This is a genomic window from Desulfomicrobium apsheronum (genome assembly GCF_900114115.1).
Lineage (GTDB): Bacteria > Desulfobacterota > Desulfovibrionia > Desulfovibrionales > Desulfomicrobiaceae > Desulfomicrobium > Desulfomicrobium apsheronum.
Genome location: NZ_FORX01000002.1, coordinates 176,496 through 189,712, shown reverse-complemented (window position 1 = coordinate 189,712; position 13,217 = coordinate 176,496). Strand labels below are relative to the sequence as shown.

The 13,217-nt window shown below is 62.0% G+C and carries 12 protein-coding genes; 5 read left to right on the top strand and 7 right to left on the bottom strand.

The genetic code is table 11. The features are described from left to right. Positions 1-139 precede the first annotated feature (139 nt). From BMZ40_RS02980 to BMZ40_RS02960, 5 genes are all read right to left on the bottom strand, one after another. Positions 140-880, bottom strand: a complete 741-nt coding sequence (locus BMZ40_RS02980; protein WP_245751015.1) for a DUF2238 domain-containing protein — start codon at positions 878-880, stop codon at positions 140-142. 155 nt (positions 881-1,035) lie between these two features. Then, complete coding sequence (locus tag BMZ40_RS02975) at positions 1,036-3,081, bottom strand: ATP-binding protein (RefSeq protein ID WP_177192995.1); 2,046 nt, start codon at positions 3,079-3,081, stop codon at positions 1,036-1,038. Continuing rightward, positions 3,071-3,649, bottom strand: coding sequence for a DUF1638 domain-containing protein (locus BMZ40_RS02970; protein ID WP_092372641.1), 579 nt, complete (start codon positions 3,647-3,649; stop codon positions 3,071-3,073). Before BMZ40_RS02970 ends, BMZ40_RS02975 begins: the two co-directional genes overlap by 11 nt. After that, positions 3,646-4,665, bottom strand: a complete 1,020-nt coding sequence (locus BMZ40_RS02965; RefSeq protein WP_092372640.1) for a uroporphyrinogen decarboxylase family protein — start codon at positions 4,663-4,665, stop codon at positions 3,646-3,648. The genes BMZ40_RS02970 and BMZ40_RS02965 overlap by 4 nt, the downstream gene beginning before the upstream one ends. Further along, positions 4,662-5,345, bottom strand: a complete 684-nt coding sequence (locus tag BMZ40_RS02960; RefSeq protein WP_092372639.1) for a cobalamin B12-binding domain-containing protein — start codon at positions 5,343-5,345, stop codon at positions 4,662-4,664. Before BMZ40_RS02960 ends, BMZ40_RS02965 begins: the two co-directional genes overlap by 4 nt. Positions 5,346-5,628: 283 nt before the next feature. On the opposite strand from BMZ40_RS02960, the gene BMZ40_RS02955 reads away from it, so the two are divergent. Genes BMZ40_RS02955 through BMZ40_RS02940 form a run of 4 tightly spaced genes read left to right on the top strand, consistent with a single transcriptional unit; the run spans position 5,629 to position 10,279 of the window. After that, positions 5,629-6,798, top strand: a complete 1,170-nt coding sequence (locus BMZ40_RS02955) for a BMP family lipoprotein (protein ID WP_092372638.1) — start codon at positions 5,629-5,631, stop codon at positions 6,796-6,798. Between the two features lies 1 nt (position 6,799). After that, a complete protein-coding gene (locus BMZ40_RS02950; protein WP_092372637.1) occupies positions 6,800-8,266 on the top strand; it encodes an ATP-binding cassette domain-containing protein in 1,467 nt (488 codons plus the stop codon). Then, positions 8,256-9,296 carry an ABC transporter permease gene (locus BMZ40_RS02945; RefSeq protein ID WP_092372636.1) on the top strand — a complete coding sequence of 347 codons (1,041 nt, stop codon included), beginning with the start codon at positions 8,256-8,258 and terminating at the stop codon, positions 9,294-9,296. The genes BMZ40_RS02950 and BMZ40_RS02945 overlap by 11 nt, the downstream gene beginning before the upstream one ends. Further along, entirely contained in the window at positions 9,296-10,279 is a 984-nt protein-coding gene (locus BMZ40_RS02940; RefSeq protein ID WP_092372635.1) for an ABC transporter permease, read from the top strand. The genes BMZ40_RS02945 and BMZ40_RS02940 overlap by 1 nt, the downstream gene beginning before the upstream one ends. Positions 10,280-10,325: 46 nt before the next feature. On the opposite strand, the gene BMZ40_RS02935 is transcribed toward BMZ40_RS02940, so the two are convergent. Beyond that, positions 10,326-11,009 (bottom strand): Crp/Fnr family transcriptional regulator, encoded by a 684-nt coding sequence (locus tag BMZ40_RS02935; protein WP_092372634.1) that lies wholly within the window; start codon positions 11,007-11,009, stop codon positions 10,326-10,328. An 11-nt stretch (positions 11,010-11,020) separates the two neighbouring features. Then, complete coding sequence (locus BMZ40_RS02930; RefSeq protein ID WP_177192994.1) at positions 11,021-11,725, bottom strand: class I SAM-dependent methyltransferase; 705 nt, start codon at positions 11,723-11,725, stop codon at positions 11,021-11,023. 240 nt (positions 11,726-11,965) lie between these two features. Between BMZ40_RS02930 and BMZ40_RS02925 the strand changes: the two genes are divergently transcribed. Beyond that, the gene (locus tag BMZ40_RS02925; RefSeq protein WP_092372866.1) at positions 11,966-13,183 is read left to right on the top strand and encodes an ATP-binding protein; all 1,218 of its coding nucleotides are present in this window, start codon (positions 11,966-11,968) and stop codon (positions 13,181-13,183) included. The last annotated feature ends 34 nt before the right edge of the window (positions 13,184-13,217 follow it).

The following is a 13,217-nucleotide window of genomic DNA, read 5'->3' as shown; positions in this document are numbered from 1 at the left end:
ACCCACCAAATGGCCCCGATGATTTCGACAAATCCTGAAATGAAAAGGCTGCCTTTAAAAGAGCAGCCTTTCTTTCAGCCTCGTTGCCAATACGCCCCCTGAGCCCAGCGGACAATGAGCGCCCGGATAAGGACGGGAACTAAACCCGGTCGCTTCCGCGCTGCCCTTCCAGCATGCGCGCGATCTCGTCCTCGCCCAGGGGTTCGGGGTGCTTGACCGTCAGGCTGCGGGACCATTCCCGCGCGAAATCCTTCTGCAGATACATGTTCAGGCCCAGGGTAATGAGCATGGCCAGAAGCGCGCCGATGCTGGCCAGAAGCATGTCCTTGTGCGCGTCCCAGACATCGCCCTGGGTACCCAGATAAGCGATCCCGAGGTCTCCGCCGAAAAACTCCGCCGCACCCCATTCGATCAGTTCGTAAAGCATGGAGGTCGACATGGCGAAATCGAGCGGCAGGAAATAGCCCCAGAACCCATCCGCCCGGGCGACGCGAAAATAGACCTCGCGAATGGGATAGGCCAGCAGCAGGCCGTAGAGGAAATGCACGATGCGGTCGAAATTGTTGCGCTCCCAGCCCACCAGGTCGTTGAACGTCGTGCCGAAGGCAGACGAAAACCAAGCATCGTAGGGGACTTCAGAGTACGTGTAATGGGATCCGATCTCGTGGATGGCCAGAAAAATGAAGATCAGCGTGTAGGAAATTCTGGAGAAAGGAAATTTCTTTGCGGTAAGAAGTAAAATAAGCAAAAAGATGGCGACAAGGACATTTTCCAGGAGCCAATCCTTCCTGTGGTACGGATCAATGGCTAAAAAAATAAATTGAACAAAAAACAGCAGAGTCAGACACAGCAGATACGTTCTGTGTGTAGCAATTTGCATCCACCTCATGAAATAACCTCGGTGCGTTCTAATTTCACTATCCGGTCAGTTGGGAAAAGCGCATCATTCGCAGTGTGGTTACTTGCGGAGCTTAAAAGAGGCAATACGCATAAACTCGCAGCGGCAAACTCACCCGATAAAACACAGCAATGCCGTCAGACGCCTCCGGCCGTAGCCTCGGTGATGAGGCGGGCCAGGGCATCCATGTCCACGGGCTTGGGAAGATAGGCCGTCATGCCGCGCTCCATGAAATGCTCGCGGTCTCCGGGCATGGCGTGTCCGGTCAGGGCGATGACCGGAATTCGAGGGGACACGCGGGCAATGGTGCCGGAACGGATTTGGCCGGTGGCTTCAAGTCCGTCCATGATCGGCATCTGGATATCCATGAGCACGCAATCGAAGTCATCCAGGGCCAACTTGTCCAGAGCTTCCCGACCGTTGCCGGCAAGAGTCGGGAAATGACCGAGCTTCTTGACCATCCGGGTCAGGGCCAACTGATTGATGGGATCATCCTCCACCACCAGGATGCGCTTGTCCCGAACCATCGGCAACGCGGCCTTTTCCCGGACCCCGCACACCGTCGGGCCGGGAATGAGCGGAATCCTCGCGGTCATGGTCGTACCTTGTCCGGGCACGCTTTGAACCGCTATCGATCCGCCCATCATGTCCACCAGGCGCCGGACAATGGCCAGTCCCAGACCGACGCCCCCGTGCTGGCGCACCGCCGACCCGTCGACCTGGGTGAAGGCGTTGAATATGTCCTCCTGCCGCTCGCGGGGGATGCCTACGCCGGTATCAATGACCGTGAATTCGACGAGCATCTCATTGCCCACGTCAACCCGTCGGGCCGCGACGTGGACGCTTCCCTTGGATGTGAACTTCGTGGCGTTGCCCACCAGATTGAAAAGGATCTGCCGCAGTCGGCCCTCGTCGCCCACCACGTGGGACGGAATGGCCTCGTCGACTTCAAACGAAAGAGCGATCCCCTTGGCCTTTGCCGGTATGGCAAAGAGGTCGCGCACGGAGTCGCGCAGCTCGATAAAATGAAATTCCTGGGCGACAACGGCCAGCTTGCCCGCCTCGATGCGCGAAATTTCGAGGATATCGGTCAAAAGCTGGGTCAGTCTTCTTGATGAACGGATGGCCGTGAATACAAACTCCTTCTGCTCCGCATCCAGAAAGGTCTGACTCAAAAGCTGTAACATCCCGACGATGCCGTTCAGCGGGGTACGGACCTCATGGCTCATGTTGGCCAGAAATTCCGATTTCGCCCGGCTTGAGGCTTCGGCCTCGATCCGCGCGGCGGCCAGATCCGTGACATCTGTCAGGACGTTTATGTACCCGGCCAAGTGCCCCTGACTGGAATGGAACGGCGCCCTGGAAGTCAGCATGCGCCGCTCGCAGCCGTCACTGGTGAGGCATTCGAACTCTTCCGGCCCCGCCCCTCCGTTTTTGGCGGGTTCCAGGACAAAGGTGTCCCGAAGCCGAGATTCATGTTCGCCGACAAGCTCACGCTCGGGCTTTCCCACCAGCGCGGTGAAGGCATCGTTGCAGCGCAGAATCCGGTCATGCACGTCCTGCACGAAAACGGGATTGGGCAGGCTCGAAAGAAGGGACGACAAAAAGGCATGCTGCTCTTCCAGACGGTCGCGCGTGGCCCGCAGCTCGGCGGTGCGCTCACGAACGGCCAGCTCCAGATCCCGGTACTGGTCCGCCTGGCGCATGATCAGGGCCAGCAGGGAGGACAGGCGATCGAGGCTGTGTACAATGGTCTCGATGCCTTGCGTGTCCATGAGTCCGAGCAGTACCAGTGCTCCGATCATCTCGTTGCCGACGCGCAAGGGCACGATCACGGAGTCCGACAGGCCGAGGGATCGCAGGAGCCTGCCCGGCACGGTCGGGTCCTGCGGGCTTGCAGTCATGGCCAGCGGCGAGGCGTGACTTGCGTGGATGAGCTGGTCGATGGCCGGATTCCTGAACAATGTTTCCTGCCTCAAGGGACGCACGGCCAGGAGGCGATGCGGATTGTCATGGCCCTGACAGGCGACCACGGCCACGGCCTTCACGCCCAGAAGCTCCCGAACCTGCGACGCCACATACTCGGCGCACTGCACCGGATCCGTGACATGCTGCAATGTTCCCGAGGCCAGATCGGCGAAAAGCTGGTAAAAGGCGCGCGGTTCTCCGGCGTCACTGGGCATCGAGCTGCTCCTGCGCGTTGGCGACATTGTGTTCCAATCGGCCAAGCCCCACCGTCAGCACGGTCATGGGCATCTTAAGTTCCCGGCTGATTTCATCCAGAAGTGCCACCGGCACGGGCATGACCCCGGTATCAAGATATATGAATTGGTTATGCACTTCGCGCAACATCTCCCCCGCCCCGCGGCCGCCCACAAAGCCCAACTCACGCTCGAAGACATCCCTCCAGCGCAGCGTCCATTCCGGCAGGAAAAAAAATGCTCCGGCCTTGCGCAAGCGTCGGTATTCCTCGCGTCCGAGCAGAATGTCGCAGCAGTTGATGCCCATGGTCTTGGCAAAGCCGGGCCTGCGCGACATCTCGACAATGCGCGGGGTGCAGTCTCCGTAGATGAAAAGCGTCTTGCCGGACGGATGCTGTGCGAGCACATCGTCGATGCGGTTCTGGAGCAAGTCCGGGCGCATGTGCAGCATGGAATCGGCAAAAACGAAGCGCATGCGGGGAAATCGCGGAGCCAATTGCATCATTTCCTTCTGAAAAATGCCGCAGGTCACGGCCAGAATGTCTTTCATGCGACCACTCCCGCGTCCATGACCGCCCTGCGCACTGCCAGCAAGGTGTCCGGGCTGGTATCGAAAGGAACGTCCGCATGTGACGAGGCGAGCACGAAATTCCTGTCCGAAGCCCGTTCGGCCAGAAGCGTGGACACGGATGCATACGCCTTGTCCGGCTGCATGCGCGCCAGGCCGGGGCCATTCATGTTGCCGAGCACAAGTCGCCCGGGGCCAAGAATATCGCGGGCCCGGGACATGCTGTCGCGCGGATCGAGCAGGAAACCGGCCACGTTTGGCAGACTGGAAAAACGCTTGAGATGATCGAGGATGCGGTTGCCGCCGTGGTGATAGACGAGCGGTCCGGCGGACTGGCCGAAAGCCCGGGCCAGGGCGGGAAGAACGGCGTCTTCGAGCAGGGCCGCAGTGACCAGGCGCAAATTGGCGAACATGACCGGAATCGCCACGAAGGCGGCACCGGCCGCGAAAAAGGCTCCGGTCAGGCGCAGAAAATGCTCCTCGGCCAGAGCCATCAGCCGCGCGGCGCGCTCAGGGTCGAAAAGCAGCGTCTCAAGCCAGCCCTCGATGCCCAGCAGCATGGCCGGAAGGTCGACGGGGGCCGTGGCCACGGCGCAGACGGGTTTCGACGGCCCGAACTCAAGGGCCAGAAGGCGCGTTGACTCGACCAGGTAGGCCAAGCCCGGAGCCAAGAGCATATCGTCACCCAGCGACACGGGCATGTCCTGCCCGCGAAAAGGGGGCTTGCGCACATTGGGCGGAAATTTATCCAGCCAGACCCCTTCCCCACCATAGGCCAGCGCCTCGAAAGGCAGGGCGAAAGGGGCGAACAGGATATCCGGATCGATGAGGCGCACGACCTTACGCTGCCCTTCCAGAAAACGGTTCGGGTCGGAATAGTACTCTTGTGTCGGGCACCCGGAAAGCCTGGCTCCGTAAAGGCTCAAGGCCAACGTGAAGGCCCGGCGGTCGGCGGGTTTTCCGTGCAGTGCGCAAAGCACGCGCTCCATGCCGGTCATTTGTCCTCCGCAAGGCTGTGGGCCCAAAGCCGCTCGAAGAGTTCAGGGGCCTGGATGGCGCTGGTGGCGGTGCCGTCGCCTCCGACCTCCAGCATCAGTTCGGGCCGTAGCTTGAACACCGCGCCGCCCACCGCCAGCTGAATCCTACCGCCAAGCCCCCGGGCGTCGATTTCGGACCGCAGGGCGCGAATGTTCTCGGCCGTGGTCAGCATCATGGCCGAAACCCCGATGACCCTCGCGCCGTTTGCCAGGGCCGCGTCGACAAAATCCCCCGGCACCACGTCGTTGCCCAGATCGACAACCTTCCACCCGGCGGCGCGCAGGAAAACGGCGACCATCTTGCGCCCCAGCGAATGATAGTCATCCTCCACATTGCCGATGACCACCGGACCCTTGACGTCCAGAGGCAGATCTCCTCCGGATTCGGCGGCGGCAACCAGCAGATCCTCGGCGATCTTCCCGGCCACATAGCCCTGGGCCAGGGACAGGTTCTCCCGGTGCCAGGCTTCACCCGCCTTCTCCAGCACCGGTTCGAGCAGAGCGTTGACCGCCGACTGAAAGCCGTGCGCCCCCGCGTGGTCGAGCAACAGCTGCAGAGCCTCTTCACGCTTGGCTTCAAGCATCAATGAATACAGGATCTCCCGGCGCAATTCCAGATTGACGCACCTCTCTTCAGTCATGGCCACTCCCTTGAAAATCCGGACAATACGTTCATTACCATCTCATCACACTCTCACGGTCTTGGCAACGTGTCCTACGTCATCGCCCCGGTTGTCATACACTATTTGGTTCTCCGCGAGTCCGCCCGGCATCCTCTTGTTGACTTCGCGGCCCATGGTGGCAAAGTCGGGATTTACTTTTCCGACACATCCCCCTATTTCACCCGACTTCCGCGAACACCGCGTTTCGCGGATGCCACATCCCGGCGCGTGCTCTCCACGCCCATCACCTCCGGAGGAAAACATGAAGCGTTTTCTGGTCTCCCTTGGTCTTATGACCCTGATGTTCTGTCCGTCCGCAGCCATGGCCAAGGACCTCACCATCGGCCTCATCCTTGTCGGCCCCTACAACGACAAGGGTTACAGTCAGGCCCAGTACGAAGGCTGCAAATACGTCGAGGCAAAACTGCCTGGCACAAAGCTCATCTATCTGGACAAGGTCAATCCCGCCGACCGCCCCGGCCTGACCATCCCGCAGGTGGTCGATGACCTGGTGGAAAAGGGCGCGGACCTGATCATCGCCGGTTCCGACGACATGAAGGACGGCATCCGCGAAGCCGCGAGTCTGCACCCGGACAAGACCTTCGTCCACGTTTCCGGCGACGACGTCATCACCGGCAAGGCCCCGGCCAACCTGGGCAACCTGTTCGGACGCATGGAATACGGCAAGATGATGGCCGGCTTCAGCGCCGCTCTGACCTCCAAGACGGGCAAGATCGCCTACCTTGGACCGCTGATCAACGAAGAGACCCGCCGTTTGGCCGCTTCCGCCTTCCTGGGCGCCCGCTATGCCTGGACCGAAGTCCTTGGGAAGAAGGCCGAGGATCTCAAGTTCAAGGTCAGCTGGATCGGCTTCTGGTTCAACATCCCCGGCGTGACCACCGATCCCGCCCAGGTCGCGGGCTCCTTCTTCGACGGCGGCTATGATGTCGTCATCTCCGGCATCGACACCCCCGAGGCCGTGACCGTGGCGCGCCAGAAGCGCGACCAGGGCCGCGACGCCTGGGCCATCCCCTACGACTACGCCCATGCCTGCGAAGGCCAGGGCCCGACCTGCATCGGCGTGCCCTACTTCAACTGGGGCCCCTCCTTCCTGCGTCAGGCCACGGCCGTGCAGGACGGCACCTGGAAGCAGGACTTCCAGTGGGACGCTCCTCATTGGGCCGACATCAACGATCACGACAAGTCCACCATCGGCTTCATGGTCGGCGAAGGCCTGTCGGCCGAGAACAAGGCCCGGCTCGACGCCTTCGTGGCAGACCTTGGCGCACACAAGATCAACCTCTTCAGCGGCCCCTTGAACTATCAGGACGGCACCCCCTTCCTGAAAGACGGCGACGCGGCCACGGACGAACAGATCTGGGCGCTGCAGCAGCTGCTGCAGGGCATGGAAGGCCAATCCAGCGCAAAATGACATGATCGTTCTGCAAGACATCAGTAAGCACTACGGCCGGGTTCGGGCCAACGACTCCATCAGCCTGACCCTCGAACCCGGGCGCATCTACGCCCTGGTGGGTGAAAACGGGGCCGGCAAGAGCACGCTCATGCGCATCCTTGCCGGCCACACCGTGCCCGACTCCGGCACCATATCCATGCGCGGCGAGGTCCACCCGGGCCTCACCCCGGCCACGGCCGCCCGTCTTGGCGTGGGCATGCTCTACCAGGATCCGCTGGATTTCCCCGCCCTGCCGGTCTGGGAAAACTTCCGCCTCAGCGGTCCGCCCCGGACCAGAACGCAGGTCGTTGACCGGCTGGGCGAGCTCTCCAACCATCTGGGCGTGTGCTTCCTGCCCGAAGAACCAGTGACCTCCATGACCGTGGGCGAGCGCCAGCTGCTCGAATTGCTGCGGCTGCTCGACCTCGGAGCCACAACGCTCATTCTCGACGAGCCGACCACCGGCATCACCCCGGAACAAAAGCGCGGCCTCTTCGACCTTTTGGCACGGCTGGCCCGTCAGCAAGGACACACCGTCATCCTGGTCACGCACAAGCTCTCCGAGGCGCTGGAAATGGCCGACGCCATCTTCGTCATGCGCCAGGGACGCCTGGAGGCCCGGCTCACGCCCCCCTACGACTCCACGGAACTGGTCCAGCGCATGTTCGGCGATGCCGCCACGCAATCCGTGGACAGCGCATTGCCCGAGACGGGTCAGAGCAGTCGGGTAAAATTGGAAGAGGCGATATTCGCCGGACCCAAATACCACCTGGGACCCCTGAACCTTTCTGCCGCCCCCGGCGAAATCATCGGCCTGGCCGGACTCGACGGCAGCGGCCAGGAGCTTTTCCTGCGCGGACTGTGCGGCCTGGACCGCATGCCCTCAGGGCGTCTCGTTCTCAACGAAGCCGGGCACACCCGTACGAATTTCAAGACATTGCGCCACGAAGGCGTGCATTTCGTGCCTGCGGACCGCATGAGCCAGGCCCTCTTCCCGGACCTGTCCATCCGCGACCACATCCTGCTTGCCTTCCCGGAACACGCCACGAGGCTGGAAGAATTTCACCAGTCGCAATGCGTGGAGCGCTTCGACCTGCGCGCCCACCCGGACACCCCGGCCAAGGACCTGTCCGGCGGAAATCAGCAGCGCCTGCTTCTCTCCCTCATTCCCGACGACGCCCCGCTGCTGCTCATGGAGCACCCCACCCGAGGCCTTGATGCCGGATCGGCCAGGCAGGTCTGGGAGCATCTGCGCGGACGCTGCGCATCCGGCGCGACCCTCTTCTTCTTTTCACCCGATCTGGACGAGGTCATCGAACACAGCCACCGCGTGCTGGTCTTTTTTGATCGCGCGCTGGTGGCCGACGTGCCGCGCCTGAACGCGAGCGTGGAAATTCTTGGCGCCCTCATGGCCGGAAAAAAACCGGAGAGCGCTCATGTCGCATAGCTCGTGGTTGCACCAACTGCTCTGGATCGCCGTGGCGCTGACCATGGCACTGACCCTGACCGTGCTCGTGGCTCTGCCTTCCGGCGCGCCGCCCTTCGAGACCCTGCGCATTCTGTTCATGGGCGGCCTTGGCTCCGCGTCCAAGTTCGGGCAGGTGCTGACGGTCTTTGTCCCGCTGCTGCTCTGCTCCATGGGCCTGCTGATCCCGTTCACGGCCAGATTGTGGAACATCGGCATCGAAGGACAGATCGTGCTGGGAGCCATCTTCTGCACCGGCGTGCTCATGCCTGTAGATCAGGGCGGCCCCTGGCACATCGCCCTGGCTCTTGGAGCGGGCATGCTTGGAGGAGCGCTCTGGGCGCTTCTGGCCGGACTGCTCAAAACCCACGGCAGGGTGCACGAAATTTTTTCCGGTCTCGGACTCAACTTCGTGGCCATGGGACTGGCCATCTGGCTCATCTTCGGTCCCTGGAAGCGGCCTGGAATGGCCTCCATGAGCGGAACCGAGACCCTGCATCTCTCCCTGTGGCTTGAACGCATCGGCTCCCTCGCCGTCAGCTGGACGGCGCTTGGCCTCGCCTGCGCGGCATTCCTGCTGGTGGCGCTCCTGCTCCTGCGTACGCAGTGGGGACTGGGGCTACGGGCCGTGGGCCAGAACCCCAAAGCCGCCCGCCTCTTCGACCTGAGCCCGCGCCTGCGCATGCTGCAGGCCTTTGCCCTGTGCGGCGCCCTGGGCGGACTGGCCGGGGCGGTGCAGGTGCTGGGCGTCTATCATCGTTTGCTGCCGAGCATCTCCTCCGGCTACGGCTACACGGCCCTTCTGATCGGCATGATGGCGGGTTTTCGGATCTTGCCGGTGCCCTTCATCTGTTTCTTTTTCGCGGTGCTGAACGTGGGTTCGATCCAGCTTCCCCTGCAGCTTGGCCTGGATTCATCCTTAAGCGGCGTCATCCAGGGGCTCTTGGTCCTGTCGGTCTTCGTCACCCAGGGCATTCGCACCTACGTAATCCGTCGCCGGGAGGGACGCTGATGCAGGAATTCGCACTCATCATGGCCGGCATTCTCCTGGCCGGAGCACCGTTGGTCCTGGCCACCCTGGGCGAGACCATCACCGAGAAGGCGGGGGTCATCAACCTGTCCCTGGACGGAACCATAATCCTCGCCGCCATGGCCTCCTTCGCTCTGGCCTCGATCACGGGCAGCGCCTGGATCGGGGCTCTCGGCGGCATGGCCGTGGGGGCTCTTGTGGCCTCGGTGCTCGGCCTGACCAACATCTATCTTGGGCAATCGCAGTTGGCCGTGGGGTTCATCCTGACCCTTCTGACCCGCGACCTGGCCTATTTTCTGGGTCATTCGTACTCCCGGCAGCCCGGTCCGAGCCTTGGCTACTGGGGCATTCCCGGCCTTTCCGACACGCCGCTGCTGGACCTTCTGCTAGGACGGCAGTCGCCGGTGGTGAGCATCAGCCTGGCGGCCATCGCGCTGTGCTGGTGGTGGATGTACAAGACCAGTGCCGGAATGCGGCTGCGCGCCGTGGGCGAATCGCCCCGGGCGGCTTTTGGGCGCGGCATCCGGGTCAGGCTCTCAAGGCTCATGGCCTGTCTTGTCGGCGGGGCGTTGGTGGGACTTGCGGGAGCGGCCTACTCCCTGGCCGTGAAACCGGGCTGGGGACGCCCCCAGGGCTGTGAGGGAGCGGGCTGGATCGCCCTGGCCATCGTCATCTTCGGCGGCTGGCACCCGGTGCGGGCGGCCATCGGCGCCTATTTTTTCGCGGCGCTCCAGGTCTCGGGGATCTACCTGCAGGACATATTTCCTTCCATCCCGGCCCAAGTCTTCCAGGTGGCGCCCTTCCCCATGATGATCGTGACGCTTCTGGCCGTGAATCTCGGCCGGGTCGGCTTCGTCCAGGACATGATGCGTCGCTACCCCTTCCTCGGACGCTTCTCGGGCAGCTGGCCCATCACCGCGCCCGCGGCGTTGGGGCAGGATTTCGATCCGAAGAAGGGGCTATAGTCGAAGGCGGCTGGACATCACAAGTGGCCAGGAAATCTGTCCCGCCCTACATTCTCGTCTCCCCGTCCGCCAGGGATCGGAGCCGCTCCATGTCCAGGATGATGATCTCCTTGCCCTGGACCTCGATGAGCCCCTCCTGGCTCATTTTGCCGAGCACGCGCGAGAGGGTCTCCTGGGACGTGCCCAGGATGTTGGAGAGCACGCCCTTGGTCACGCTGAGCTTGACCCGCGAGGAAACGGGCTTCAGGGACTGCTGATGCACGAGGTACGTGGCCAGGCGCTGGGGGATCTCCTTCAGGGACAGGTTCTCGATGAGAACCGTGAACTCTCGCAGGCGGCGCGACAGCACGGCCAGCATGTTCATGGCCAGGGACGGGCTCTCGCGGTACAATTCGATAAGTTTTTTACGGGGAAAGAAATAGAGGGCCGACTTGCTCAGGGCCTGGGCATTGGCCGGATAGTTCATTCCGGCAAAGACAGGCACCTCGCCCAGCGGGTCGCCGGGCCCGAGGATGTGCAGAATCTGTTCCCGGCCATCAAAAGACATCTTGAAAACCTTCACCTGTCCGGACAGCACGACGTAAAACCCGACCCCTTCCTTGCCTTCGCCAAAGAGCAGGTCTCCCTTGTCGTATTGGCGCGGCTCGCTGATGCGCTCCAGTTGCGCGAGTTCCTCCGGGCCAAGCCCCTTGAAGAGCGTGCTCTGCCCCATGGCGGTCATGAAATCCATGCAACGTGTCCTTATCGTTTGAATACGAAGATGCTGGCTGAAAAAACCTCTGGGTCGAAGCCGCTGCCGGAGTAGTCGGACACATGCTCGACCAGATGGAATCCGCGCGCCTCATGCCCGGCCACCATCTGGGCCGAGGACAGCGGATGCAGGCGCACCTGGTCGTCGAAAACCCGCTGCCCCTCGATGTCGAGGCCGGTATGAAAAGTCAATCCTTCCGGCGTGATGTCTTTGTAGGCGCGGTGAAAGACCGCCCCCTCCATGACCTTGGCCGGAAAGTTGAATGCAGGCAGGCCCAGGACGTAGTCCCAGTTCATGACTTGCACGATCCACACTCCGCCAGGCAAAAGCCGCTCGCCCACGTTTTCAACGCACGACCAGAAGCGGCCCCCTGGCAGATGGGCGGCGGTATTGCCGATGGAATAGATCATGTTCCAGGGCCCGCCCAGAGTCGGAAATTCGGTCATGTCCAGGACATGAAATTCGGTCTCCGGTCCTCGGGCCCGAGCCTGGGAGATCATCGCGGAATCGAGGTCGACACCCACGGCCCGCACGCCGTCTCGGGTGAAAGCGGCGCAGTAGTCGCCCGTGCCGCAGCCAAGGTCCAGAACCGGCCCGCCCCGGTCGCCGAGGTGGTGGGTCAGGAAGGAGTAAACGCCGGGGCTGAAGGGAAAGATGCGGTCGTACCAGGCGGCAAACTTGGAATACATGGACATGGCGGCCTCCTTGTCGTGAACGTGAATCGGAACATACTGATATGTCCGCACCGCTCTAAGGTCCAGTCCGAAACGATTCGACATACATCATCGGAGCTTCAGATCGCGCCTGGCATGACTGGGCATGCCGAGGTCAGCACGAAAATCGTCCACGGAGTGGTTGAAAATCAACCATTTCGTGGATGATTTTCAACCACCTAACGGTTGATTTTCAACCACGTAACCGGTATTCAAACCTCCATGTACACACGCCATATCTCAGCCAACATACTGGAAGCATTGCCAGACACACCGGTGATCCTTATCCGGGGCGCACGACAGACCGGCAAGACAACCCTCGTTCGCGACATCATGCCGGATCACATTTCATCCGAGTATGTCACCTTGGACAATGCCCTTGCCCTCGCGGCGGCCCAGAGCGATCCGTCGGGCTTTATCGCCGGCGTCGCAAAGCCGGTTGTCATCGACGAAATCCAGAAAGCTCCAGGCCTTCTGCCCGCCATCAAGGAGCATGTTGACCGGGATCGCAGTCCCGGCCGCTTCATTCTGACCGGCTCCTCCGACATCATGGCCGGTTTGCGCATCTCCGACTCCCTGGCCGGACGCATGGAGATATTCGACCTGTGGCCTCTGTCCCGGGCTGAAATCTCGGGTTCGACCATCAATCTCGTGGACGCCCTGTTCACCCCGGAGTTGGCCTGGCCCACGCCGACGGATACCGACGTCATGAGCGCCGTGCTCACGGGCGGATATCCCGAAGCCTTGGCCCGGAGCACCGAGAGACGCAGGCAGGCCTGGTTTTCCGCATACGTAACCACCATCGTCGAACGGGACATACGCGACCTTTCGAACATCCAGGACCTCGCGGCCATGCCCCGTCTGCTCCAGCTCCTGGCCTCGCGCACCGGCCAGCTCCTGTCCTATGCCGACATCTCCCGCAGCCTGACCATCCCCCAGACCACGCTCAAGCGCTACATGGCCCTGCTGGAAGCCACGTTCCTCATCCGCGAATTGCCGGCATGGGCCGTGAACATCGGCAAGCGGGTCACCAAGGCGTCCAAGCTCATATTCACCGACACGGGCCTGGCCGCCCACCTGGCCGGGCTGAACTCCGATCGTTTCACCCTTGACCGCCAGGCTTTCGGACACCTCCTGGAGAACCATGTCGTTTGTGAGATGGCCAAGCACGCGACATGGTCTGAAACCAGGGCGACATTGAGCCATTTCAGGTCCCACACGGGCCAGGAAGTCGACCTCATCCTGGAAGACCCGGCCGGCCGCATTGTCGGAGTGGAAATCAAGGCTTCCGCCACGCCCACGTCATCCGACTTCAAAGGATTGCGCCTTCTGGCCCAGTCCTGCCCCGGAAAATTTCTGCGCGGAATCGTCCTGCACCTCGGCCCCGAAACCGTTCCCTTCGGGGAGAGCCTTCACGCACTGCCCATGGCGGGCATGTAGCGGACACATCTCTCTTCATAACAACACAGCTCAG